At 69.4% G+C, this 24,420-nt stretch carries 29 protein-coding genes, 1 pseudogene and 1 riboswitch; of the genes and pseudogenes, 18 read left to right on the top strand and 12 right to left on the bottom strand.

What is annotated here, in order from left to right:
- From GTY56_RS28720 to GTY56_RS28705, 4 genes and pseudogenes are all read left to right on the top strand, one after another.
- Positions 1-788, top strand: a pseudogene (locus GTY56_RS28720) (hypothetical protein); the annotation flags it as partial.
- A gap of 126 nt (positions 789-914) precedes the next feature.
- Complete coding sequence (locus GTY56_RS28715) at positions 915-1,322, top strand: VOC family protein (protein WP_033313107.1); 408 nt, start codon at positions 915-917, stop codon at positions 1,320-1,322.
- 24 nt (positions 1,323-1,346) lie between these two features.
- A complete protein-coding gene (locus GTY56_RS28710; protein WP_161368221.1) occupies positions 1,347-2,468 on the top strand; it encodes an SLOG cluster 4 domain-containing protein in 1,122 nt (373 codons plus the stop codon).
- A gap of 155 nt (positions 2,469-2,623) precedes the next feature.
- Positions 2,624-3,316, top strand: coding sequence for an LAETG motif-containing sortase-dependent surface protein (locus GTY56_RS28705; protein ID WP_161368224.1), 693 nt, complete (start codon positions 2,624-2,626; stop codon positions 3,314-3,316).
- Between the two features lie 61 nt (positions 3,317-3,377).
- On the opposite strand, the gene GTY56_RS28700 is transcribed toward GTY56_RS28705, so the two are convergent.
- The 6 genes from GTY56_RS28700 to GTY56_RS28675 form a co-directional block, all read right to left on the bottom strand.
- Positions 3,378-4,175, bottom strand: coding sequence for a maleylpyruvate isomerase family mycothiol-dependent enzyme (locus GTY56_RS28700; protein ID WP_161368220.1), 798 nt, complete (start codon positions 4,173-4,175; stop codon positions 3,378-3,380).
- Between the two features lie 24 nt (positions 4,176-4,199).
- Positions 4,200-5,219 (bottom strand): ABC transporter ATP-binding protein, encoded by a 1,020-nt coding sequence (locus tag GTY56_RS28695; protein ID WP_161368219.1) that lies wholly within the window; start codon positions 5,217-5,219, stop codon positions 4,200-4,202.
- Complete coding sequence (locus tag GTY56_RS28690; RefSeq protein WP_346345610.1) at positions 5,219-6,883, bottom strand: ABC transporter permease; 1,665 nt, start codon at positions 6,881-6,883, stop codon at positions 5,219-5,221. Before GTY56_RS28690 ends, GTY56_RS28695 begins: the two co-directional genes overlap by 1 nt.
- Positions 6,859-7,896 carry a thiamine ABC transporter substrate-binding protein gene (locus tag GTY56_RS28685; protein ID WP_161368223.1) on the bottom strand — a complete coding sequence of 346 codons (1,038 nt, stop codon included), beginning with the start codon at positions 7,894-7,896 and terminating at the stop codon, positions 6,859-6,861. Before GTY56_RS28685 ends, GTY56_RS28690 begins: the two co-directional genes overlap by 25 nt.
- A gap of 124 nt (positions 7,897-8,020) precedes the next feature.
- Positions 8,021-8,127, bottom strand: a riboswitch (TPP riboswitch).
- A gap of 24 nt (positions 8,128-8,151) precedes the next feature.
- A complete protein-coding gene (gene rlmN, locus GTY56_RS28680; protein ID WP_161368217.1) occupies positions 8,152-9,258 on the bottom strand; it encodes a dual-specificity RNA methyltransferase RlmN in 1,107 nt (368 codons plus the stop codon).
- Positions 9,259-9,422: 164 nt separating this feature from the next.
- Entirely contained in the window at positions 9,423-10,325 is a 903-nt protein-coding gene (locus GTY56_RS28675; protein WP_161368216.1) for a hypothetical protein, read from the bottom strand.
- Positions 10,326-10,465: 140 nt separating this feature from the next.
- Between GTY56_RS28675 and GTY56_RS28670 the strand changes: the two genes are divergently transcribed.
- Together GTY56_RS28670 and GTY56_RS28665 are read left to right on the top strand one after the other, a co-directional pair.
- A complete protein-coding gene (locus GTY56_RS28670) occupies positions 10,466-11,356 on the top strand; it encodes a DUF6414 family protein (RefSeq protein WP_161368215.1) in 891 nt (296 codons plus the stop codon).
- 415 nt (positions 11,357-11,771) lie between these two features.
- Positions 11,772-12,332 (top strand): HD domain-containing protein, encoded by a 561-nt coding sequence (locus GTY56_RS28665; protein ID WP_161368214.1) that lies wholly within the window; start codon positions 11,772-11,774, stop codon positions 12,330-12,332.
- Here the strand turns inward: GTY56_RS28665 and GTY56_RS28660 are convergent.
- A complete protein-coding gene (locus GTY56_RS28660) occupies positions 12,320-12,790 on the bottom strand; it encodes an NUDIX hydrolase (protein ID WP_161368213.1) in 471 nt (156 codons plus the stop codon). The two genes, GTY56_RS28665 and GTY56_RS28660, sit on opposite strands and share 13 nt — an antisense overlap.
- Positions 12,791-12,818: 28 nt before the next feature.
- Positions 12,819-13,550, bottom strand: a complete 732-nt coding sequence (locus tag GTY56_RS28655; protein ID WP_161368212.1) for an XRE family transcriptional regulator — start codon at positions 13,548-13,550, stop codon at positions 12,819-12,821.
- Positions 13,551-13,706: 156 nt separating this feature from the next.
- Here GTY56_RS28655 and GTY56_RS28650 point away from each other — a divergent pair, with 156 nt between their 5' ends.
- The 12 genes from GTY56_RS28650 to GTY56_RS28605 all read left to right on the top strand — a co-directional run bounded on the left by GTY56_RS28650 (position 13,707) and on the right by GTY56_RS28605 (position 20,762).
- Complete coding sequence (locus GTY56_RS28650) at positions 13,707-14,063, top strand: SCO3933 family regulatory protein (protein ID WP_161368211.1); 357 nt, start codon at positions 13,707-13,709, stop codon at positions 14,061-14,063.
- Between the two features lie 2 nt (positions 14,064-14,065).
- Entirely contained in the window at positions 14,066-15,421 is a 1,356-nt protein-coding gene (locus GTY56_RS28645; RefSeq protein ID WP_161368210.1) for an FtsK/SpoIIIE domain-containing protein, read from the top strand.
- Between the two features lie 85 nt (positions 15,422-15,506).
- Entirely contained in the window at positions 15,507-15,665 is a 159-nt protein-coding gene (locus tag GTY56_RS40110) for a hypothetical protein (RefSeq protein WP_202510857.1), read from the top strand.
- Complete coding sequence (locus tag GTY56_RS28640; protein ID WP_161368209.1) at positions 15,665-16,333, top strand: DUF2637 domain-containing protein; 669 nt, start codon at positions 15,665-15,667, stop codon at positions 16,331-16,333. Before GTY56_RS40110 ends, GTY56_RS28640 begins: the two co-directional genes overlap by 1 nt.
- 22 nt (positions 16,334-16,355) lie before the next feature.
- Complete coding sequence (locus GTY56_RS28635) at positions 16,356-16,547, top strand: mobile element transfer protein (protein ID WP_161368208.1); 192 nt, start codon at positions 16,356-16,358, stop codon at positions 16,545-16,547.
- Between the two features lie 11 nt (positions 16,548-16,558).
- On the top strand, positions 16,559-16,717 hold the full coding sequence (locus tag GTY56_RS40105) for a hypothetical protein (protein ID WP_184564812.1): 159 nt from the start codon (positions 16,559-16,561) through the stop codon (positions 16,715-16,717).
- 19 nt (positions 16,718-16,736) lie between these two features.
- Complete coding sequence (locus tag GTY56_RS28630; protein ID WP_161368207.1) at positions 16,737-17,045, top strand: SpdD-like protein; 309 nt, start codon at positions 16,737-16,739, stop codon at positions 17,043-17,045.
- A gap of 93 nt (positions 17,046-17,138) precedes the next feature.
- Positions 17,139-17,690: a GGDEF domain-containing protein gene (locus GTY56_RS28625; protein ID WP_161368206.1), complete on the top strand. Its 552-nt coding sequence runs from the start codon at positions 17,139-17,141 to the stop codon at positions 17,688-17,690.
- Between the two features lie 85 nt (positions 17,691-17,775).
- A complete protein-coding gene (locus GTY56_RS28620) occupies positions 17,776-17,961 on the top strand; it encodes a hypothetical protein (protein ID WP_161368205.1) in 186 nt (61 codons plus the stop codon).
- On the top strand, positions 17,954-19,330 hold the full coding sequence (repSA, locus tag GTY56_RS28615) for a replication initiator protein RepSA (protein ID WP_161368204.1): 1,377 nt from the start codon (positions 17,954-17,956) through the stop codon (positions 19,328-19,330). Before GTY56_RS28620 ends, repSA begins: the two co-directional genes overlap by 8 nt.
- Entirely contained in the window at positions 19,327-19,524 is a 198-nt protein-coding gene (locus tag GTY56_RS28610; protein WP_161368203.1) for a helix-turn-helix transcriptional regulator, read from the top strand. The genes repSA and GTY56_RS28610 overlap by 4 nt, the downstream gene beginning before the upstream one ends.
- Positions 19,524-20,762: a tyrosine-type recombinase/integrase gene (locus GTY56_RS28605; RefSeq protein WP_161368202.1), complete on the top strand. Its 1,239-nt coding sequence runs from the start codon at positions 19,524-19,526 to the stop codon at positions 20,760-20,762. Before GTY56_RS28610 ends, GTY56_RS28605 begins: the two co-directional genes overlap by 1 nt.
- A 325-nt stretch (positions 20,763-21,087) precedes the next feature.
- Here the strand turns inward: GTY56_RS28605 and GTY56_RS28600 are convergent, their stop codons facing one another.
- The 4 genes from GTY56_RS28600 to pyrH all read right to left on the bottom strand — a co-directional run bounded on the left by GTY56_RS28600 (position 21,088) and on the right by pyrH (position 24,291).
- A complete protein-coding gene (locus GTY56_RS28600; protein ID WP_161368201.1) occupies positions 21,088-21,537 on the bottom strand; it encodes an SRPBCC family protein in 450 nt (149 codons plus the stop codon).
- A gap of 147 nt (positions 21,538-21,684) precedes the next feature.
- A complete protein-coding gene (locus GTY56_RS28595) occupies positions 21,685-22,812 on the bottom strand; it encodes a phosphatidate cytidylyltransferase (protein ID WP_161368200.1) in 1,128 nt (375 codons plus the stop codon).
- A complete protein-coding gene (frr, locus tag GTY56_RS28590) occupies positions 22,812-23,369 on the bottom strand; it encodes a ribosome recycling factor (protein WP_006136598.1) in 558 nt (185 codons plus the stop codon). Before frr ends, GTY56_RS28595 begins: the two co-directional genes overlap by 1 nt.
- Before the next feature lie 163 nt (positions 23,370-23,532).
- Positions 23,533-24,291, bottom strand: coding sequence for a UMP kinase (gene pyrH, locus GTY56_RS28585; RefSeq protein ID WP_003993277.1), 759 nt, complete (start codon positions 24,289-24,291; stop codon positions 23,533-23,535).
- Positions 24,292-24,420: the final 129 nt, after the last annotated feature.

Here is a 24,420-nt window from a genome sequence, read left to right as displayed (position 1 = left end):
CGCCCGCAGCCCCGCACCCGGCCACCGCGGCCGCTCCGGCGGGCGATCCCGCCCAGCGGCTCAGCGCGCACGCGGCGGCACCGGACGCGGCCGGAGCCATCAGCCCCGCCGGGGCTCTCGCCCGGCACCCCGTCCCTGCGGCGTCCGAAGTCTCCGACGAGGCCTCCGAGGCCGCCCTGCCGGACACCGTCGCAGCTCCCTCCGGTCTGCCGTGGGGCATCACCGTGCTGGCCGCGGGCCTCGCCGTGGTGAGCTACACGAGCCGTACCGCTCCGGCACCCCCCGACCTCTCCTTCTCCGGTGCCTCCCCGGGTGTGCTGGCGGGCTGGGCGCTGGCCGCCGCCGGCCTGGCCCTGGCCGGTCCGGGCCTGACCCATCTGTGCGGACGGCTGCTCCAGTCGGTCCGCCCCGGCGCCCTGCGGCTCCTGGCCGGCCGCATCCTCATGGCGGAGGCCGTCCGCATCGGGCGCCCCCTGGGCGTCGTCTGCGCGGTCCTGTCCGCCGCCTGGGCCATGGCGCTGCTGCATGCCCCGGACGGGCTCTCGCTGGGGCCGCTCACCACCCTCGGCGTGCTGCTCGTGACCGGGTGCACCACGGCGACGCTCCTCACGGCGGCCGTCGAGGCCCGGCAAGCCCGCGCCGGCACCACGGCCGCCCTGATGCGGCTCGGCGCCCCCGCCACGACGCTGCGCGGCGCCGCCGCCCTCCGCGCGGGCGCGCTGCTCGCCGTCTTCGGTCCGCTCACCCTGACGGTCGCGGAACTGGCGGCGCTCCCCCTGGCGCGCTGAGTCCCGCGGCCGCTGCCAAGCCCGCAGAAAACTCGTACGAAAAAAAACTCCGTACGGCGATGAGTTCCTGACCGGCCCCCGGTCTATCCCCGCGTAACGACACGGACTTGATGGGAGAGACCTCGCATGTACCAGCAGATGATCTTCGTGAACCTGTGCACCGGCGACCTCGGCGCCTCGAAGAAGTTCTTCACGGAGCTGGGCTTCACGATCAACGAGCAGTTCAGCGACGACACGACCGCCTCGGTCGTGATCAGCGAGACCATCGTGGTGATGGTGCACACCAAGGAGAAGTACACGCAGTTCACGAAGAAGGACGTCGTGGACTCGACGAAGACCAGCGAGGTGCTGATCGCGCTGAGCGCCGAGAGCCGCGAGAAGGTCGACGAGCTGGTCGAGAAGGCGGTCGCGGCGGGCGGTTCCGTCTCGGGCGAGACGCAGGACCACGGCTTCATGTACGGCCGCGCCTTCGACGACGTGGACGGCCACACCTTCGAGGTCGTGTGGATGGACCCGGCGGCCGTCCAGGGCTGACGGCGGCTGTGCCAGCATGGGCGAGTGCAGACGATGCCCGCCCATGCGGCCCACCACGACGACCGTGAGATAGAGACCCTGGAAGAGTTCGACGCGACCGTCTCGGCGCGCCGCACCCTCGCCGGATACCGCGTCCAGGCCGTCGACCTGACGGACCGTACGCGCGAACTGCTCACCACGGACACCGCGGGCGCGGTCTTCCTCGGCTGCGCGATGCGCGAGGACGCGGACGCGAAGATCCGGGCCGACGGCGCGCTTGTCTTCCCGCCGTTCCCGGGCCTGCCGTTCGACCCGTACCGCGGCCTGCTCTACTCCCCGGACGAACTCTTCGCGTCGCTGGCCGACGGCTACGAGGCCACGCCCGACGCCCTCGCCTACGCCTGGTTCCAGCGCACCAAGGCCGACCGCGACATCTACGCGTCCATGCTGCGCTCGGTCCACGACGACTCCGTCTCGGACGCGCTCGACGAACTCCTGTCCGGCGCCCGGGTCGTGGGTGTCATGGGCGGCCACGCCATGGCCCGCGGCACCGAGGAGTACGCGGGCGCCGCCCGCCTCGGCCGGGAGCTGGCCCGCGCCGGCTTCACGGTCGCCACCGGTGGCGGGCCGGGCGCGATGGAGGCGGCGAACCTCGGCGCATACGCCGCCCCCTTCGATGACGAGATGCTCACCGAGTCGCTCGAACTCCTCGCCAAGGCACCGCACTTCACCCCGTCGATCACCCAGTGGGCCTCGGCCGCCTTCGAGATACGCGCCCGCCGGCCGCAGGGCGGCCGCTCGGTGGGCATCCCGACCTGGTTCTACGGCCACGAGCCGCCGAACGCCTTCGCCTCCCACATCGCCAAGTACTTCGCCAACGCCACCCGCGAGGACGGCCTGTTGGCCCGGTCCAATGCCGGTGTGGTGTTCCTGCCGGGCGCCGCGGGGACGTTGCAGGAGATCTTCGACAACGCGACACCCAACTACTACGAGTCGCGCGGCGAGCCGACGCCGATGGTGCTGGTGAACCGCGCGCACTGGACGGAGAAGCTGCCCGCGTGGCCGCTGCTCCGGTCGCTGGCCCAGGGCCGCTCGATGGAGGCGCGGATCGCTCTGGTGGACCGTATCGAGGAAGCGCCGGAGGCGTTGAAACGTCTCGGCGGTTAATAAGAAGGCAAAGCAAGTGCTTGCAACCTGCATATGCGTTGACACTACTTATGCAACGCTTATAGACCTGTGAGTCTCCCGGTAGTGCTGATGTCCTGTCAGCACTGCCTCAACCCCCCGCTTGAGCAATCCCGTAAAGGACAAACGTGGCAGTTCTGTCCGTATCCCGCCGCTCACGTGCCGTGCGCGTCCTCGGCGTCGTCTCCGCCTCGGCCGCACTCGCGCTCGGCACCGCCGGCAACGCGCTCGCCTGCGACATCAGCGAGTTCTCCGCCGAGGCGAAGTGCGACGGTGACAAGGGCGTCATCACCGTCACCGACGTCGACCCCGCCGGCATCCCGGCGACGGTCACCGTGTACCTGGAGAACAACGGCGCCGACGTCAAGAAGGTCGGCGAGCAGGAGGTGAAGGGCTCGCGCGAGGGCACCACCATCACCTTCGCCGAGAAGTGGAAGCCGAACTCCGAGTACCGCATCCACGTCAAGGCCGCCGGTTACGTCGACGAGGACATCAAGCCGAACCTCGTCACCCCGGCGACCGCCTGCAAGAAGGAGGAGGAGCCCCCTTCGACTCCCCCGCCGTCGACTCCCCCGGCGACGCCGACCCCGTCGGCCTCCCCCTCCGAGCCCGCCGAGGAGGGCGAGTCCCCGGCTCCGGAGCCGTCGGAGAGCCAGAGCACGCCCGCGGCGGGCAACGTGCCCGCCCCGGCCGGTGACTCCAACCTCGCCGAGACCGGTGCCGACTCCAACACCGGCATCATCGCCGGCATCGCGGCGGCCCTGGTCGTCGTCGGTGGCGGTGCGGTGTTCTTCGGCATGCGCCGTCGCGGCGCGAACAGCGACAGCTGACGCCCGCGGCACACTCCGTGATGTGGCCCGTCCCCCGACCGGGGGCGGGCCACGTCCCGTCTCAGCCGAAGGTGGCCCGCTCCAGCCAGAACTCCAGCAACTCCCGCTCGCCCAGGACCTCCAGCTCCTTGGCGTCGAGCGGCAGCCGGCGGTAGAACGCGAGCAGCACGAAGGTGAGCGGCCCGCGCAGGGCGACCGTGGCCCTCTCGTGGCCCCGGCGCCAGCGGACACCGTCCTCGGTGAGCTCGACGACCCACTCGGCGTTCAGGTCCGGCCCGGTGTCGGTGGCGTGCAGATGGATGCTGCTGCCCGGGCCGACCAGCTCGCCCACCACGTCCTGCGGCTCCGTCCGCTGCACGTACTCCACGATCTGGAGCCATTCGTCGATCGCGTCGGCGGCGACCTCGGGCGCGACGTCGTAGGGCAGCCCGGCGGCCAGAGCGGCGTCGGCGCGGTGCACGGTGATCTCGTGCGTCATCCTGCGGGCCCAGAACCCGGAGCTCTGTATCCCGGCCCAGCCCCACACCGTCGCCTCCGGCCCGGCCTCCCGCAGCGTGGCGACGATCCGCTCGCCCGTCTCGGCCAGCCAGGCGTCCAGCGCGGCGGCGTCACCGACGGCCTCGGGACCGGCCACACCGGGCACCTGCTCTTCGGGTACCTCCTGCGCGGCCCGGGTCCGCACCATCAGCTCCGCCCAGCGCAGCGCGCCACCCGTGTGCCGGACGAGTTCCTCCAGCGACCAGTCCGGGCAGGTCGGCACGGTTGCGGACAGGTCTGCCCCGGACGTCACCACCTGCCGCAACAGGATGATCTGGTGGGCGATTTCGTCGCAGTAGCGGTCGTGCGCGAGTGGCGTCATGCCTCGCACCCTAGGCGGGTACGTTCAGCCGAGCACCACGATTTCCGCGGCGTCGAACTCCACGCCCACCTCGTCCCCGACCTCCGGTGCCGCCCGCAGCGCGCACGCCGCTTCCAGGCGCGGTGCGCCTTCGGCCTGGAGGTGCACGGCGACATGCGTGCCCCGGAAGGTACGCGCGGCCACCGTGCAGCGCAGGCCCGTGTCCGCGGGCACCAGGCGCACCCCGGCGGGCCGCACCAGCAGGGTCCGGGTGCCCTGCGGGGCGCCCTCCGGCACCGGCACCTTGCCCCAGGGCGTGTCGGCGGCCTCCGCCCCGACCGTCGCCTCGACCACGTTCTCGAAGCCGAGGAAGCGGGCGACGAACGCGTCGGCGGGCCGCTGCCACACTTCAAGAGGCGTACCGGACTGGGCGATCCGCCCGTCCCGCATCACCACGACCCGGTCGGCCAGCGCGAAGGCTTCCCCCTGGTCGTGCGTCACGGCGAGCACGGTCGTGCCCAACCTGCCGAACACGTCCCGCAGTTCGACGACCAGCCGCTCCCGCAGCGACCGGTCGAGCTGCCCGAGCGGCTCGTCCAGCATCAGCAGCCGCGGGCTCGGCGCGAGGGCCCGGGCCAGCGCCACCCGCTGCTGCTCCCCGCCGGACAGCATCGCGACGGCCCGTCGGCCCGCGCCCGGCAGGCCCACCAGATCCAGCAACTCCTGCACTCGCTCGGCCTGTTGCCGCTTCGGCTCGCCGTGCATCCGCAGCCCGAAGGCGACGTTCCCGGCCACGTCCCGCTGCGGGAACAGCTGGTGGTCCTGGAACATCAGCCCGACGCCGCGCCGGTGCGCGGGCACACCTGCCTGGTCGCGGCCGTCGAGCACCACCTGCCCACGGTCCAGGGGTTGCAGCCCGGCCACCGCCCGCAGCAGGGTCGACTTGCCGCTGCCGCTGGGCCCGAGCACGCACACGATCTCGTGCTCGGCGACCTCCAGATCGACGGCGTCCAGCACCGCCCGCCCGCCGAAACGGACCGTCGCTCCCCGCAGAGCCAGCAGCATCAGAACTCCCCCGTCCGGTCCGTGCGAAGCCTCTCCAGCACCAGCAGGGCCACGGCGCACACCACCATCAGAATCGTCGAAAGGGCCATCGCCTGGCCGTAGTTGAGGTCACCGGGCCGCCCCAGCAGCCGGGCCACGGCCACCGGCAGCGTCGGGTTGTCGGGCCGTGCGATGAACACCGTCGCGCCGAATTCCCCGAGGGACACGGCGAAGGCGAACCCGGCCGCGATCAGCAGCGCCCGCCGCACCATCGGCAGGTCCACCTCCCGCCACACCCGCCACGGCGAGGCCCCCAGCACGGAGGCCGCCTCCCGCAACCGGACGTCCACGGCCCGCAGCACGGGCAGCATGGTCCGTACGACGAACGGCACCCCGACCAGGGCCTGCGCGAGCGGCACCAGGATCCAGGAGGACCTGAGGTCCAGCGGCGGCTCGTCGAGGGAGATCAGGAACCCGAAGCCGACGGTGACCGCGGACACCCCGAGCGGCAGCATCAGCAGCGCGTCGAAGCCGCGCACGAACCGCCCGGCGTCCCGGCGGGTGAGCGCGACCGCGGCGAGGCCGCCGATCACCACGGCGATGAGCGTGGCGGCGACGGCGTACGACAGGGAGTTGCCGACCGCCTCGATCGGCGGGACCAGGAAGACCCCGCCGTCCTCGCTGGTCAGCGCCCGGTAGTAGCCGAAGCCGGGCGCGCCCAATGACCGCTGCACCAGCACGGCGAGCGGCAGCACGAGCAGCACGGCGACGGTGACGAGCACCGCGCCCAGCAGCGCCCACTGCCCCGCGCCACGCGGCCTGCGCCCGGTCAGGGACGCGTCCACCAGCCGCAGCGCGGCCTCCCGCCGCCGCACGGTCCAGGTGTGCAGGGCGAGGATCGCACCTACGGCGACGAACTGGATGAGGGTCAGCACGGCCGCGGTCGACAGGTCGAAGATCTCCGAGGTCTGCCGGTAGATCTCCACCTCCAGGGTGGAGAAGGTGGGCCCGCCGAGGATCTGCACGACACCGAAGGAGGTGAAGGTGAACAGGAAGACCATCAGAGCGGCGGCGGCCACGGCCGGTCCGAGCGCGGGCAGCGTGACCTGCCGCCAGGCCTTCAGGGGCGACGCCCCGAGCATCCGCGCGGCCTCCTCCTGCCGCGGGTCGAGCTGCGCCCAGAGCCCGCCGACCGTCCGGACGACGACGGCGTAGTTGAAGAAGACGTGCGCGAGCAGGATCGCCCACACGGTGGTGTCCAGCCGCACACCCCACAGTTCGTCGAGCAGCCCGCCCCGCCCGACCAGCGCGAGGAACGCCGTACCGACGACGACCGTCGGCAGCACGAACGGCACGGTCACGACCGCCCGCAGGACCTGCTTGCCCGGGAAGTCGAACCGCGCGAAGACGTACGCGCCGGGGAGCGCGACGATCAGGGTGAGCGCGGTGGAGACGAGCGCCTGCCAGGTGGTGAACCACAGCACGTGCCGGACGTCCGACTGCGCCAGCACCTCCCCGATCCGCCCGAGGTGCCAGGTCCCGTCGGTCTTCAGTCCGCGCGCGACGATCGCGGCGACGGGGTAGGCGAAGAAGACCGCGAAGAACGCGACGGGCGCGGCCAGCAGGCCGAACCGCGCCGCCGCGCCCCGCTTGCGCGCGGCTACTTCAGTACGAGTGAGGTCCACGACTTGACCCACTGGTCACGGTGATCGGCGATCCTGGCCGGGGCCATGGTCTGCGGGTCCTTCGCCTGCGGCCCGTACTTCGCGAACTCCGGCGGCACCTGGGCGCCCCCGGTCACCGGGTACACGAACATGTTGAGCGGCATGTCCTCCTGGAACCTCTTGCTGATGAGGAAGTCGAGGAGCGCCTTGCCGCCCTTGGTGTTCTCGGCGTTGCTGAGCAGCCCCGCGTACTCGACCTGCCGGAAACAGGTGCCCTCGGCAACCCCGGTCGGGGCCGTGTCCGGCCTCGGGTCGGCGAAGACGACCTCGGCGGGCGGCGAGGAGGCGTACGACACGACGAGCGGCCGGTCGCCCTTGGCCTTCTTGCCCCCGGCCGAACCGGAGAACTCCTCGTTGTAGGCCTGCTCCCAGCCGTCGGCGACCTTCACGCCGTTGGCCTTGAGCTTCTTCCAGTAGCCCTCCCAGCCGGTGTCGCCGTACTTCGCGGCGGTGCCGAGCAGGAAGCCGAGCCCTGGTGAGGAGGAGGCGGCGTTCTCGGTCACGAGCAGGTTCTTGTACTGCGGCTTGATCAGGTCGTCGAAGCTCTTCGGCGGCTCCAGCTCGTGGTCGGCGAAGTACTTCTTGTCGTAGTTGACGCAGATGTCGCCGGTGTCGATGGGCGTGACGCGGTGCTTGTCCCGGTCGACGCGGTACGCCGCATCGATCCGCTCCGAGCCCTTCGCCTCGTACGACTGGAAGAGGCCGTTGTCGAGAGCGCGGGACAGCAGGGTGTTGTCGACGCCGAAGAAGACGTCGCCCTGCGGGTTGTCCTTGGTCAGGATGGCCTTGTTCACGGCCTGCCCGGCGTCGCCGTCCTTGAGGACCCGGACCTTGTACCCGGACTGCTTCTCGAAGGCGGCGATGACGTCCTTGGACGCGGCCCACGAGTCGTGGCTGACGAGCGTCACGGTCTTGGAGTCGCCGGACCCCTGGCCGCCGTCGGGCGACCCGCACGCGGCGAGCGTGCCGGCCATGCCGAGCCCGACGGCCGCCGCCGTCAGCCGCTTGATGTTGTTGCCCACTGGATTCCTCCTGGAGTGACCAGGAGAAGACGCGGCCCTGCCCGGGACTTCCGGGGTCCCGGGCAGGGCGCAACAGCTCGAGTGATGACCGATCTCCCTACCCAGAATGACCTGGGCCAGGTTCGGAGGGTCTGCGGCCGTGTGCCGCACTCTCAGCGCTGTGGCGCTCCCCTGTCGGAATATGCAGATGTTCCTACGGCGGTCAGACTACCGTTCGGTGGCAGCGAGCTGACCACACGCCCCGTCGATCTCCTGACCACGGGTGTCCCGGATCGTCACCGGCACACCATGGGCGGCGATGGCCTCCACGAAGGCCTTCTCGTCCTCGGGCCGCGAGGCCGTCCACTTCGACCCGGGCGTCGGGTTCAGCGGAATCAGGTTCACGTGCACGGGCTTGCCCTTGAGCAGCCGCCCGAGCCGGTCACCCCGCCAGGCCTGGTCGTTGATGTCCCGGATCAGGGCATACTCGATGGACAGTCGGCGCCCGGACTTGGCGCTGTACTCGAAGCCGGCGTCCAGCACCTCGCGCACCTTCCACCGCGTGTTCACGGGCACGAGGGTGTCGCGCAGCTCGTCGTCGGGTGCGTGCAGCGAGATCGCCAGACGGCACTTGAAGCCCTCGTCGGCGAACCGGTGGATGGCCGGGACGAGACCGACGGTGGAGACGGTGATGCCGCGCTGGGACAGGCCGAGACCATCGGGCTCGGGGTCGGTGAGCCGCCGGATGGATCCGATGACCCGGTTGTAGTTGGCGAGCGGCTCGCCCATCCCCATGAAGACGATGTTGCTGAGCCGCGCGGGACCGCCGGGGACCTCCCCGTCGCGCAGGGCCCGCATCCCGTCCACGATCTGATGGACGATCTCGGCGGTGGACAGATTCCGGTCGAGCCCCGCCTGACCGGTCGCGCAGAACGGACAGTTCATGCCGCACCCGGCCTGGGAGCTGATGCACATGGTCACCCGGTCCGGGTAGCGCATCAGCACGGACTCGACGAGCGTTCCGTCGAACAGCCGCCACAGCGTCTTGCGGGTGGTGCCCTGGTCGGTGGACAGATGCCGCACGACGGTCATCAGCTCGGGCAGCAGCGCCTCCTGCAGCCGCCCCCGGGCACCGGCCGGAATGTCGGTCCACTGCTCCGGATCATGCGCGTACCGCGCGAAGTAGTGCTGCGAGAGCTGCTTGGCACGAAACGGCTTCTCCCCGACAGCGGCCACGGCCTCCTTGCGCTCGGCAGGAGTGAGATCGGCAAGATGCCGCGGCGGCTTCTTGGCTCCGCGGGGGGCGACGAAAGTGAGTTCTCCGGGTGCAGGCATAACCCTTCCAGTGTGGCAGATCATCGCCAGGAGCCCAGGCCGGAGCGGGGTGGGGGTGGTCACCTCTGGGTGCCGTCTGTCAGCGTTGGCCGGCCTCGGACGGCCCAGGGACGGCCCAGGATCCCTGAGCGGTCACGATCAGCCCAATCATGCGAGGCCGGGCGTCATCCCCCGATGGCGCTCGCGGCCTGTTCCCCCAGTGCCAAGACCATGCCTCCCAGCGCAGAACCTGCAGCTGGTGCAATAGCTTCCATAAGTCGATCCGTCAGCCGACGAAGGCGTCCGCGATCGGGGGCCTCACCGCCGGCTTCCGCCTCAAGCTCTTGGGCGATCTGCTCGACCTCAATCTGCTGATCTTCTTCTAGGCCGTAAGAAGAGATTCCTTGGCGAGCGACCGCAGCGAAGTGCGCGACCCTGGCCAACACCTCGGGATCAATTCCCGAGGTATTATTCTGAGTAAAGTCGGACTGAGTTCCAACTACTACATTCTGCGAACCGTCGATCCTGACATTGAACGTCGGCCCACCACCAGGGGCTGGATTCAAAAATTCTGACACTGGCTTCCCGCTTTCTGCGCAATCCACACCCTTAGGCGTGAGAGACGGTCGAAAGATGTGATCCGATTGATCAACCTGTCCGCCTTGAATAAGCCCGGCCGTCGTCAGATAGGAAACCGCACGCAAAATTTCCTGACCACCGAACGATCGCCCCATATACAGAGCCCGCCCCGAGGATGCAAAGTCCTCTGTACTTTCAGGCCCGTCATCTTCAAGGTAGTAGTCGTACAACCAGCGAATTAGCTCAAGGCGTAGAGAAGCCATCCTGGCAGGGCCATTACTCCTCTTAGCGCGCAACTCGCTGACAAAACTGAGCCCATGTGCAGTGATTTTATAATCGTCGGCCACCGAAGCAAGTTCAATCAAGCCTGCTTGTTGGAGTCGACGTGCAGCAGCACCCCATTGACTGCGCTCGAAATCGGACCAAACGTCTACGGCCCTATCGAGATCGCGATCCGCTCTATCGTGCACGTACTCCAAGATTACGAGATCTTCATTCGCAAGGGACACGAACCGACTGTACCGCTCCTCCGCGTTCCGTGTGGACCCTGGGCGAAAGATCACCGCCATGAGACGCTTTGGCCAAAGCTTGACTCTGCATCAGCGCGTGTGCTTATGAGTATGGCTTACCACCCCACACAGGAGAGGGCATGCCCAACCACATCGGCAAGGCAAGCGTTCGTGAATATCTCTATGTCGACACTCCTCGAGTTCGGACACTTCTCGCTCAACTATCCTTTGGTCTGCCAGAAGAGAGAAAATCAGAGCGAACTCGGCAGTGGACTGCTTCGCTGACCGGCCTCGACGGCCCTCAGCACGACGAGGGCTCACGCGAGCAGGAGGTGCGATCCCTTGCCGATCTTCACGTCGCTATGCTTGAGGATGCGGCCGAATATGCCAAAATGCTATTGGACGTGAGTGATTTCTCCAAAAAACCGAAAAACTGGAATCGAGGACGCATTCATAAGGCGCTCAACCCTGGTTCGTTGATTAGAATCACCGCCCCGACATCCATCATCTATCCAGCCTCATTTGCGGCGTCAGCAACAGCCCTCGACTCCTTGAGCGATGATGACACCTTCTCCCAAGATGTAGGTAAGATCGTCAGAGCCATGTACGGTGAACATCTGACGCTCCGTATTTATCCCTGCGGTGAAGATGATTGGGAATACCAGTACTCAGGTGTGGTATCTGACCCTGGAGGGTACCTCTCCGGAGAAAAGTCGGTTCTATTCTCGCGGCTAGGGGCGGACCCCCAGATGTGGACGACCGTTGCGACAGTCAGCAGGATTCCGGATCGAGATCACACCCCGCCCACCGTTCGTCTCGAACAGGTAATGACGACGCTGCAGCAGGCGCTTGAGAATGAAGAAATGAGCCGCCGAGTCCTGGAAAAAATGATTCAGGAGTCGAGTCGAGCCATGGAGGGGATGGGGCTAAGCGAGGCCCCCACCTGGCCAGCAGTCTCTGTTATCCCCATTGCTGTCTATCGAGAAGTTTCACCCTCAGCTCTCCCTCCTGACTTGGACTCGGATGACTGACCAGGCAGGTTCCGCGCAAGGTCGGCGGAGCGGCTTTGGGCGGGAGCTGCTTTGGGGCGAGTGATCATGGCCCCGTAAGCTTCCGGCGAGTCGGGCAGTCTGTGGACCTGCCCGCTAAAGCACGACGTTGGGGCCATGATCTTAGAGGCTCGCCCCAAGGTGGCTGCCTAAAGCCGTGGAGCCGACCGCCCCAGCCACAGAGGGTGTCTCCCACCTCATGCCCGCAGCCGCCGAGCGCGCCGCCGGGCGCGGCTAGCCGGGGCGTAGACAGGAGGCAGGCCGCGCCGCAGAGGCGGCGCGCGCCCGCGCCGTGCGCGGGCACTTGATGAAGTAGGGAAAGTTGTACCGCACCCATGATCGCGTCGCTCGATCGTGGCCTGTCGGCTCACCGCTCGTCTCGGCTACCGTTCCTTGCATGCCTTCTGCACTGGACACGCCTCAGGGAGCGGCCGAACTCGCCGAGTCTCTGCTTCCCCAGCTCGGGAATCGCTGGCTGCACACTCAGGCTGTGGCCGCTCGGGCGCGTGAGGCTTCCGCGGCTGTGTCCGAGGCTGACCGGGATCTCCTCGTCGCCGCAGCGTGGCTGCATGACATCGGTTACGCCCCCGAGCTTCGCGAGACCGGGTTCCATCCCCTCGACGGTGCCCGTCACCTGGAAGCACTGGGTGCGCCGGCGCGTCTGGTGCGGCTGGTCGCTCACCACTCCGGGGCCGTGTACGAAGCAGAGCAGCGCGGTCTGTCGGCAGAGCTGGCCGTCTACGAGCGGGAAGACTCCCCCGTCCTGGACGCGCTGATCTTCGCCGACATGACGACCGGCCCCGCCGGACAGTCCTTCCCCTTCGACACGCGCATCGACGAGATCCTCGTCCGCTACGAGCCGGGCAGCGAGGTGCACAACGCGATCAGCAAGGCGCGTCCATACCTCCAGGCCGCCGTCGAGCGAACCCTCGACCGAATGGCCGCTCAGCCGATGTAGGGCTCGGTCCGGTCGGCCAGGCCGTGATCGATCCGCATGCGCATCGACGGGTGGATGTTCAGCTCGTCCAGCCTGCCCGGATCGACGAACGCCACTTCCTTGCTCTCGCTGCTCGTCCGCAGCTGGCCGCCGACGATGCGGGCGTGGAAGCAGATCGAGAACTGCTGGCGGACCTCGCCGTCGTCGTACGCCATGACGTGCCCAGGGTTCGTGTAGATACCGACCAGGCCGGTCACCTCGACGTCGAAGCCGGTCTCTTCCCTGGTCTCGCGTACAGCCGCGTCGGGCGCTGACTCGCCCAGGTCGATGCCGCCTCCGGGCAGGGCCCACAGATCGTTGTCTGTCTTGTGGATCAGCAGGACCTCACCGGCCTCGTTGCGGGCCACGGCGGTCACGGAGGGGACGAGGCTGTTCGCCTTCGGGGCGTTCGGATCGTTGAAGTAGTCGACGCGTGCCATGCGTTCAGCGTCGCACGTCGGGAGCCGGTTATGCCTTCCGGCCCTGGTCCCATGCGTAGTCGAAGCTGCGCATGTAGTGCCGGAACGTCCGTGCTCCCGGCAGGTACTTGAAGTGCATCACGGGGTTCTGTCCGGCGGGAGCTCCGAGCACGTGGGGGTTCACCAGCACGTCGTCGTCGAACCGGTAGATCGAGTTGTAGAGGATCGTGTCGTGCAGCCGGATCTCTACGCCGGGTGTCGACATGGCGGGCTGCAGGTACCGACGAGTTATCCGCGCTCGGGCCGCCAGGTCGTCGCCGATGCCCTCCTCCTCGCCACGCTGGCGCACGGCCTCGGAATCCGGGTCGCCCAGCAGGATGCGGACCTGGGCGCCGGCCTTCGCCTTCTCGGCCAACTGGTCCGGCAGGTCCGGGTGACTGTCGAAGAGGAACAGTCCCGCGTACACCAGGATGTCGACCTGGTCCGTCGCCTTCTCGATCAGGGAGGACCACAGCGGGGCAGGGACGGCACCGCGGTGCGGATAGTACGTGATCAGCTCCGACGCGCTCGCCTTCTCGGCCTGCTTCTCGACTGACGGCCACACGTAGACCTCGTCGACCCCCAGGAAGCTCGCGGCCTTCCAGCGGTGCCCCCGGTGCGGAGTCCGGTTGGTGGTGATCCAGCGCTCGACGCTCTTGGGATCGACTCCGACGTGCTCGGCGACGGACTGGATCGTCTCGCCCTTCGCCGAAATCGCAGCCCTCAGACGCTCGTTCGCCATGGTGTTCCCTCCTAGGGACCCGCAGGGACGTTTTGACGGTAACTCAGACGTCCCTAAACGTCCATACGGGCCGTGATGCGTCCACCCCCTGTCGCGGTCTCCTGATCTCACCGACGGGACGTCGGCCAAGAACTCACCGCAGCAGGAGACAAGACGATGCGTCAGATTCCCGTGGACACCTCCGCCGCGACCGTGATGGTCGCCAAGACCCCGCAGCCCAAGGTCAAGGACCGCCGTACCGGTGAGATCGCCATGGACGTCGAGTCCGGCGCGAAGCTGATGACGGTCGACGTGATGTTCGCCGCCAACGACGAGGTGGAGATCCTCTCCATCACCGTCCCCGAACCGGGCATCTCCGGTGAGCTGACCATGGGCACGCCGGTCGCGCTCACGGGCCTGATCGCACGGCCGTGGGAGAACGACTTCAACGGTCAGAAGCGGCACGGCATCGCCTTCCGCGCGGTCGCCGTCACCTCGCTGGCCGCCGCTGCCTCGAACTCGAAGGCGGCCTGACGATGACCGCCTTCACGGTCGCTCTGGTGCTGGTCGTCGCCGCTGCGGGTCTCCTGCGGTGGCGGCGCCCCGCCTGGTACTGGATGACCTTCGGCGTCACCCTCGCCTCGCTGCGGGTCCTGGTCCGCTATGCCTCCGTCATGGACGCCTGTGGCCTGACGGTCCCGCCCCCGCGCTGGCGCCTGGCTCTGGCCCGGATCGCCAACCGGCCCGTGCCGGACACCCGCCCGCCGCGCATCCTGCGCTTCCGGCCGACCCGTACCGGCCTGGTCCTGCGTCTGGGACTGCGCCCCGGTCAGGACGCCTTCGACGTCGCCGCCGCCTCGGACCGGCTGCGCCACTCCTTCTCCATGTACGGGGTCACCTCGCGTGAGGTGCGCTCGGGTGTCGTGGAAGTGCGGATGACCGGCTACGACGTCCTCAAGCGGGTGCAGATGCCCTCCAAAGTCGACACCCGCCCCATGCGGGTTCCCGTAGCCCTGCGCGAGGACGGCTCTGTGCACTACCGCGACTACCGTGCCGTTCCGCACGCCCTCACCCTCGGCGCCACCGAGTCGGGCAAGTCCGTCTACCAACGCAACCTGGTCGCCGGGCTCGCCCCGATGGACGTCGCCCTGGTCGGCATCGACTGCAAACAGGGGGTGGAGCTGTTCCCGCTGGCCCGCCGGTTCTCCGCCCTCGCCGACAACCCCGACACCGCCGCCGACCTCCTCGACGCGCTCGTGTCCCGCATGGAAGGCGTCTATCAACTCATCCGGGCTGAGCAGCGCATCACCTCCGGCGTGCCCGACGCCGAGATAGCCGCCGACGTCTGGGACCTGCCCGACGACATCCGCCCCGTCCCGGTCGTGGTCCTGGTCGACGAGGTCGCCGAACTCGCCCTGTTCGCCAGCAAGGAGGAGGAGAAGCGCCGCGACCGCATCATCACCGCACTGGTCCGCCTCGCCCAGCTCGGCCGTGCGGCCGGCATCTACCTGGAGATCTGCGGACAGCGCTTCGGCTCCGAACTCGGCAAGGGCATCACGATGCTCCGCGCCCAGCTCACCGGCCGCACCGCCCACCGCGTCAACGACGAAACAAGCGCCAACATGGCCTTCGGCGACATCTCCCCGGACGCCGTCCTAGCCGCCGTCCAGATCCCCGCCGAGACACGCGGGCTGGCCATCGCCGGGGACTCCACCGGAGGCTGGCACCGCATCCGCGCCCCGCACACATCGCTCCGCCAGGCCGTGAACACCTGCAACCGGTACGCCGACCGCACCCCGGCCCTGCCCGAACTGGCCCCCTTCCGGCCCGAGCTGGTCAGTTCCTCCGAGGTCCCGGCGCCGCTGTCCAAGACGGCTGCCGTCACGGCCTGAGTTCCCCCCGCCCAACGGTCGGTGCGACCGCCTTTCGCGCCAGGTCCCTACCCCTGCCATGTCTGATGAAGGGAGAACCCCCGCCATGTGCCCCGACTGCGAGGACTTCGCCCGCACGGTCCTGCTCCTGGGCCAGCTCGCCCTCTACGCCGACACGACCGGCGCTGACCTCGAATTCGTGGACGCCGTCAGCCCTTCCCTGGCCGCCTCACTCCCCGAACCGCCGACCGGGGAGGAGTCCTGATGGCCGCCCGTCACAGCCTGCGCGTCGACGCCGTCCTGGTCCAGGCCGTCATCGCCGGAGCCCTGTCCTTCGCCCACCTGCACGACCTGGCCGCCGCTGCCGGACAGGACGGCTGGAAGGCCTGGGCCTACCCGGTCAGCGTCGACCTGCTCCTGGTCGCCGCCTGGCGACGACTCCGCAGTGAGGGCCCGTCCCGGCTGGCCTGGTGCTGGTTCCTCATCGCCCTGTTCGCCTCGCTCGGCGCCAACGTCGCCACCGCCGGATTCCTCGACCTGGCCGACCCACCCGCGCTGCTCCGCCTCGGCATCGCCGGATGGCCCGCTCTCGCCTTCCTCGGCGGAACCCTCCTCGCACACTCCGGCGACCACCGGATCCCGGATGCCTCGGCACTCGCCGCGGCCCCGGAACCCGATCTCGCCGACGACCGCGAACCGGCCCCCGAAGCCGCTCCGGACCCGGAGCCCGCCCCGGCCCCGGTGGAGGAGCCGCCGGCACTTCTGCCCGCCGACCCGGCGCCCGCGATCCCCGCCGTCCTCATCGACCACGCCCGCAAGGTCGCCGCCGACTACCGCGACCGCACCGGCGCCCCGATCGACACCGAGACCCTGCGCGCCCGACTCGGCGTCCCGCCCCACCTCGCCGACGCCATCGCCGCCCAGCTCGCCTGACCCGGAAGGAGAACCATCCGCCATGCCCGCCCGCGACCACTTCCACTCCGTGATGCGGATCGGCCCCGTGCAGATCGGCACCCACCGTGACCGCCACGGCCAGACCAAGTACGCCGCCGTCTGCACCGCTGACCGCTGCGGCTGGTCCGCCGACTACTCCAGCCAGAGTGCCGCCCAGCTCGCCGCCCGCACCCATCGCTGCCGCGTCCGCTAGGAGACACCGCCGTGCAGGTCCCCCTCTGGTTCGCCCTCGCCGTCGTCGGCTACCTCGGCGTCAAGTTCCTCCGCCCGCCCTGGTGGCTCGTCGCCGTCCTCCTCCTCGGCGGATACCTCCTCGCCGACAGCGTCCTGGCCCCCGCCATCGACACCGCCCTCAGCAAGTAGTCCCGAAGGGAGAACCGCCATGCTCCGCCCGAAGATCCCCACCATGCCCAGCCCGACCGGACTCATCACCCCGCCCACCGTCGTCGAGCCGACCACCGTGGTCCAGCACCACCCGACGCCCGCTCCTGCGCCGACCGCGTCGACCCGCCCGACGATCCAGCTCACCCCCGGTACAGCCCTCGCCCTGGTGGGTGCTGGTACGGCCGTGGTCCTGGTCGTCGGCGCCGTCCTGGTCTCGATGCTCCTGGCCGTCGCCGTCACCGGCGCGTCCGTCGCCGTCTGCGCCGTGGTGATTCGTTCGCTCATCTCCTCGCAGCACCGTCGCTGAACGGTCCCAGGGGCGACGCACAAGCCGCCAAGCACGCCGCCGCTCCTGGGACCGGGTTCCGTCAGCCAACCGCCATCGCCAAGGAGCAACGCCATGGACTTGCACATAGCCGCGAGCATCGTGCCGTTACTGGGCTGGGCCGTGCACGGCGGCATCCTCACCCGTCGTCTCGCCTGCGCCCGCCGCGACCCGCTCACCGGCCTGCACACCCGCGCCGGATGGACCGCCCGCGCCGAACACCTCATCCGCCGGCACCCGAACGCGGCCGTGCTCCTGGTCGACCTCGACCACTTCAAGACCCTCAACGACACCCACGGCCACGCCGCCGGGGACGCCGCCCTCGTCGCCACCGCCGACCGGCTGCGCACCTGGTGCGGACACAACGGCACCGCTGGCCGCCTGGGCGGGGACGAATTCGTCGCCGTGATCCGGGACCTGGCCGCCGCCGACCTCGACGCGCTCACGACAGCGCTGCACCGGCCGCTGCCCTATGACGGGACGTCTCTCCCGCTGGCCGCCTCAGTCGGCCTCTGCCCTGTGGCGGAGCTGCCGGTGCCCCTCCTGACGGACGCCCTCGCCGCTGCCGACGCCGCCATGTACGCGGCCAAGGGCCGCACCCGCCGGGGCTTCCACACCACTCGCTGAGAGGCCGCCGGGTGGCGCACAAGCCGCCAAGCACGCCGCCACCCGGGGCCGTTCCTTCCAACCGCAATCGAAAGGAACCACCATCATGGCCCACCACAGCTCGCCCCCGTCGAGGATCTGCCCGGCCTGCGACGGCTTCGCCTCCGCCGCCGTCACCCTCGGCGGCCGCGACCACCGTGGCCACCTGCGCACCATCACCGCCCACTGCCCGGCCTGCAACGGCCTCGGCGTCACCCGCACCCGCCTTGACCGGGAGGGTGCCCGTGCCTGAGCAGCTGCTCGACCGTGCCACCCTCGGCGACCTGCTGAGGGTGGCTTCGGCCTCTGACTACCACCGCTGGCACGAGCAGATCCGCCGCACCGGCGGCTGTGCCGACCCCATCCACCTGACCGGCTGGGTCCTGCACAAGGACAAGACGACCGGCGAAACACTGCACCACTACTCCACCGAGGAGGAACCGGGCGGACGACTCCGCCTCGCCTGCGGCAACCGCCGGGCTTCCCGCTGCCCGTCCTGCGCTTGGACGTACGCGGGTGACACCTACCACCTCATACGCGCCGGGCTCGCCGGGGACGACCGCCGCGACATCCCTGCCACCGTCCGCGACCATCCCCGCGTCTTCGCCACCCTCACCCCACCCTCCTTCGGCCGCGTGCACAACCGCCCGGACCGAGGCGTCTGCCGATGCGGCACCCGCCACGCCCCCGAAGATCCCGCCCTCGGTACGGCCCTCGACCCGGAGACGTACGACTACGCGGGCACGGTGCTGTTCAACAACCACGCCGGACAGCTCTGGCAACGCTTCACGAATCGGCTCCGCCGGGAAGTCGCCGCCCGCGCCGGCCTCTCTCAGCGCGAGTTGAAGGCATCGGCCCGGCTGTCGTACGGCAAGGTCGCGGAGTTCCAGAAGCGGGGTGCGCTGCACTTCCACGCCGTGATCCGCCTCGACGGACCGGACGGCCCTGGCTCCCCGCCGCCGACCTGGGCCACGGTCGATCTCCTCTCCGACGCGATCCGGGCCGCTGCCGCGCACTCCTACACTTCGGTCTCCGTCCCGGCAGTCGCCGACCAACCGGCCCGGACCTTCCGCTGGGGCCGACAGCTCGACGTCCGGCCGATCAGGGCCTTCGGGGACGGCTCCGACATCACGGAACAGGCCGTCGCCTCCTACGTCGCCAAGTACGCCACCAAGGCCGCCGAGAACACGGGCACCCTCGACCGCCGCATCGGTGAACTGTCCGAACTCGACCGCCACGGCGTCCCGGACCACACCCGACGCCTCATCGAGGCGTGCAAGCTACTCGACCCGCTGTACCCGGACCGGCGCCTGTGGGCCTGGGCTCACATGCTCGGCTTCCGCGGCCACTTCTCCTCGAAGTCCCGCCGCTACTCGACCACCCTCGGCGCCCTCCGCCAGGCCCGCGCCGACTACCGCGCCGCACAGGAGCGCGCCGCTCTCGGCCTCGACGACCAGGAGCCGGACACCATCCTGGTCCTCGCCGACTGGCAGTACGCGGGCCATGGCCACACCCCGGGCGAATCCGTCCTGGCCGCCACCATCGCCCGCGGTCTCCAACTCAACCGCCAAACCGCCCGCGAAGCCCTGCAAGACCTGCCCCTGGAAGGAGTCGCCGCATGACCGTCCGCACCCTTCCTGAGCGGTACCTGACCCCGGCCGACGTCGCCGAGCTGCTCGGAGTGCCGGTCGAGACGCTGTATCAGTGGCGGCGGAAGCGCACAGGTCCTCCCGCCTTCCGCGTCGGCCGGCACCTGCGCTACGACCCCGCGCGGCTTCGCCAGTGGGTCGACGGTCTGACCGAGGTGGCCGCCTGATGCCCGGCCACGTGCAGGATCGCTGGTACAAGACCGAGACGGGGCCGGACGGCAAGCCGGTGAAGGTGAAGACCGACCGCTACGGCAGCGGCCTCCGCTACCGGGCGCGGTACGTCGGGCCGGACGGCACAGAGAAGAGCCGGTCCTTCCCCGACCGTCAGAAGCGCAAGGCGGAGGAGTGGCTGGCCGAGACGGCGGCCGACATGTCACGTGGTCAGTACGTCGACCCCAAGGCCGCCCGGATGACCTTCCAGCAGTACGCGGAACGTTGGATCACCGGGCAGACGACCGATCTGAACACGCGCATCGGAGTGGAGACCCGGCTTCGGCGGCACGCCTTCCCCCGCATCGGGGCGCGTCCGCTCGGATCCTTCCGGCCGGTCCACATCCGCGAGTTCGTGCGTGATCTGGAGATCGACTCGACGATAGGTGGTAGTTACGCCCGCAACATCTACGCCAACGTCCGCGCGGTCCTGTCGGCCGCCGTGGATGACGGCCACCTCGCCCGGAATCCGTGCTCGGCGGCATCGGTCCGCCCGCCGGCCGTCTCGGCCTCTCGGGTCATGCCCTGGCTCCCGTCCCAGGTGCGCGCGGTCCGCGACGCTCTGCCGGAGAGATACCGGGCCATGGTGTCAGTGGGCAGCGGCTGCGGTCTCCGCCAGGGCGAGATCATCGGCCTGTCCGAGGACTCCGTGCACCTCGACGGCGACACGCTGCGGGTCACCACTCAGGTCAAGCTGATCCGGGGTGTTGCGGTCTTCGCCCCTCCCAAGGGCAACAAGGAGCGGGACGTTCCCCTCCCGTCCTCGGTGGCCTCCGCCCTGCGCCGGCACATGGAGCGTCATCCGCCCGTGGGTATCAAGCTGCCGTGGGGCAGGCCGGACGGCCCGCTCACCGAGCGGCGCCTGATCTTCACGAACACGGTCGGCGGCATCGTCTGGCGAAGCAACTTCAACTTCCACGAGTGGAAGCGTGCTCTCGCCGCGGCCGGCCTCATCCCGACGCCGGAAGCCGGGAAGCCGTACGCCTCAGCCCGGCAGCACGGGATGCATGCCCTTCGCCACTTCTACGCCTCGGTCCTCCTGGACGCGGGCGAGAGCATCAAGGCCGTGAGCGAGTACCTCGGCCACGCCGATCCGGCGATGACCCTGCGGGTGTACGCCCACCTGATGCCCAGCAGCAGCGAGCGGGCCCGCCGCGCTCTGGACGACGTCTTCGGCACGGCCCAGGAGCCTTGACGGCCCCGAGACGGCCCACCGGCTACGAGACGGCCCCCTGCTGGCGACAAAACCGCTGGTAGGGGGCTTCTTCATGCCCGTAGGAGATCAGTTCTCCGGGCTTCGGCATAACCCTCCCAGTGTCGCAGATCAACTCGGGGGGCCCAGGCCGGAGGGGGGTGGGCGTGGTCACCTGTGGGTGCGACGAAGCGCTCGACCGGGACACCGGTCGAGCGCTTCTGTGTTGGTCTGAGGTGGGGGTATCACCAGCGCGTTGATCTTGTCGTTTCTCCAACGGGGAGACCCGACACCACGCCTGCGCTCTTCACCGGCCCGGCCCGACGCCCTACTCCCCCATCCCCTCCAGCCGGTCCTTGAGGAGCTGCTCGTTGCGTGGGAGTTCCTTGCGGACCTGGGGGCGTACGACGAGTGGGACCAGGACCTTTCCCATGCCGTGGCCCTCGAAGTCGACGTCGATCGTGACGTGGGAGCGCCGGCCCTCGTCGAACGGTTCGACCTCGCCGTGCACCTGCGCCCGGACGGGGCCGTCGACGCCGCGCATGCCCCAGCTGTGCGGCGGGTCGTACTCGGTGACCTCCATGGTCATCGGCATGACCCGACGGCCGATGTGCCGGGTCACCCGGACCTGGGTGCCGATGCCGACGGGCCCCTCGTCGAGGCGCTCCGCGGACACGGCGCTCAGCTGCCACTCCGGCATGCGCTGGGTGTCCATGACGTACTGGTAGACCTCCTCCGGACGGCGGTCGACGTCGATGCTCTCTCGGATGATGGCCATGATGGCCTCCTTGGAAGGCTTCGGGAGACTTTGGGAGGCTTTGGGAGGTACCTCTGAATCGTCCCACCTCGGGCCCGCGGGCGTCTTCCCAGGACGACAGCGAGCCCCTGCCCATCAGGGCAGGGGCTCACCGGCGGAGCTCGTTCCTCAGCCCGACCCGACGAACAGCACGAGCAGCAGCCACACCACCGGAGCCGTGGGCAGCAGCGAGTCGAGCCGGTCCATGATGCCGCCGTGGCCCGGCAGCAGCGTGCCCATGTCCTTGATGCCGAGGTCCCGCTTGATCATGGACTCGCCGAGGTCGCCGAGCGTGGCGGTGACCGCGACGGCGAGACCCAGCACCAGTCCCTGCCACCAGGCACCGTCGTCGATGAGGAACTGCATGCACAGCGCCCCCGCGACCATGGCGAAGGAGACCGCGCCGAGCAGGCCCTCACGGGTCTTGCCGGGGCTGATGCGCGGAGCGAGCTTGTGCCGGCCGAACCGCCAGCCGACGGCGTAGGCACCGGTGTCGCTGACGACCGTGAGCAGCAGGAAGGTGAGCACCCGCTGCGGCCCGTCGTCCGCGGTCAGCATCATCGCGACGAAGGTCGCGAGGAACGGCACGTAGAACGCCGCGAAGACGCCCGCGGTGACGTCCCGCAGATAGCCCTCGGGCGGTTCGGTCATGCGCCAGACCAGGACGGCCAGTGCCGTGAGCGCCATCGCCACCCACGCGCCCTCGGCGCCCCGGACGTACCCGGCGACGACCATCGCGGCGCCGCCGAGCGCGAGCGGCACGAGGGGCGCCCGGATGCCCTTGCGTTCCTCCAGCCGCTTGGTCAGCTCCCACAGGCCCACGACCACGGCCACCGCGACGACACCGACGAACAGGGCCTTGACGATGAACAGCGACGCGACGATCACGGCACCGAGCCCGACACCGACCCCTATCGCGGCACTCAGGTCGCGGCCCGCGCTCTTCTTCGGCGGCTTGGGCGCCGGCTGCGAGGCGTCGGGCATGGGCTCCGGATTCGTGTCGTTTCGGACCGGGGCGCCGCTCAGCCGAGCAGCCCCCCGGTCGTCATCCTGGTTTCCGCCGAAGTCGGTCACGTCGGGCACGATGGGCATGGGGCGAGTCTGAGGCGCTTCATACGCATCGTATGCGGGACCCGCCGGAGCGGCCCCTTGGACGTGCCCGTGGCCCGGACCCCGGACGTGCCCGTGACCATGCCCTTGGTCGGTGGGCCCCCGGTACCCGGCCTGTGGCGGCGCCCCCCAGGAAGAGTCGTTCATCAGACCTCGAGCAGCTCCGCTTCCTTGTGCTTCAGGAGCTCGTCCACCTGCGCGACGTACTTCGCGGTGGTGTCGTCGAGCTCCTTCTCCGCACGGCGGCCCTCGTCCTCGCCGACCTCGCCGTCCTTGATCAGCTTGTCGATGGCTTCCTTGGCCTTGCGGCGCACGGAGCGGATCGAGATCTTCGCGTCCTCGCCCTTGCCCTTGGCGACCTTGATGTACTCGCGGCGGCGCTCCTCGGTGAGCTCGGGGAACACCACCCGGATGATGTTGCCGTCGTTGCTCGGGTTGACGCCCAGGTCGGAGTCTCGGATCGCCTGCTCGATGTTGCGCAGCGCGCTCTTGTCGAACGGGGTCACCACGGCCATGCGCGGCTCCGGCACCGAGAACGAGGCCAGCTGGTTGATCGGGGTCGGCGCACCGTAGTAGTCGGCCACGATCTTGTTGAACATCGCCGGGTGCGCACGGCCGGTGCGGATCGCGGCGAAGTCCTCCTTGGCGACCACGACGGCCTTCTCCATCTTCTCCTCGGCCTCGAGGAGGGTCTCTTCGATCACCACTTGCTCCTGCGTGTCTTGAGTAGGCCCGGCTGCGGTTCCATGTGGGCGGCGGCCGGCTGCGTCGCGTCTTCTTCTGAACGGTTCCCGACCGGCGGGACATTGTCCATCCCCCGGCCCGGCTCCGTCCCGTCCGTCCCCCGGACGGGGTGGTTCTCGGGTCTCAGTCCCGGCTGCCGGGGTCCCCCACCAGCGTGCCGATCTTCTCACCCTTGACGGCGCGCGCGATGTTGCCCTCCGCCAGCAGCTCGAAGACCACGATCGGGAGCTTGTTGTCGCGGCAAAGCGTCACCGCCGTGGCGTCGGCGACCTTCAGGTCGCGCGTGATGACCTCGCCGTAGCCGAGGTGGTCGAACTTCACCGCGTCCGGGTTGGTCTTCGGGTCGGAGTCGTAGACCCCGTCCACGCCGTTCTTGCCCATGAGCAGCGCCTCGGCGTCGATCTCCAGGGCGCGCTGGGCGGCGGTGGTGTCGGTGGAGAAGTACGGCATGCCCATCCCGGCGCCGAAGATGACCACGCGGCCCTTCTCCAGGTGCCGTACGGCGCGCAGCGGGATGTACGGCTCGGCGACCTGCCCCATGGTGATCGCGGTCTGCACGCGGCAGTCCACGCCCACCTTCTCCAGGAAGTCCTGGAGGGCGAGGCAGTTCATGACGGTGCCGAGCATGCCCATGTAGTCGGAGCGGGCCCGGTCCATGCCGCGCTGCTGCAGTTCGGCGCCGCGGAAGAAGTTTCCGCCGCCGATGACGACCGCGATCTGCGCACCGTCGCGCACGACGGCCGCGATCTCGCGGGCGATCTTGTGCACCACGTCGGGGTCGACGCCCAGGCCGCCGCCACCGGAGAAGGCCTCTCCGGACAGCTTCAGCAGAAACCGGCCGCGCACTTTGCCGTCGTCGCTCTTCTGGGCCTTGGTGGTCATGGGGGATCCCGCCTCTTTCACGTGTTGCACATACCAAGAAGGCCATTGCCGGTGGGGCGTGTTTCGCATCCCATACGGCAATGGCCTCCTTGTCAGATCTGCTGTCGTCCGCCACTCATGTGACGGCGT

Origin of the sequence: Streptomyces sp. SID5643, assembly GCF_009872555.1 — a bacterium.
Classification (GTDB): domain Bacteria; phylum Actinomycetota; class Actinomycetes; order Streptomycetales; family Streptomycetaceae; genus Streptomyces; species Streptomyces iakyrus.
Note: the sequence above shows the minus strand (reverse complement) of the source record. Positions and strands in the feature narration are given on the sequence as shown.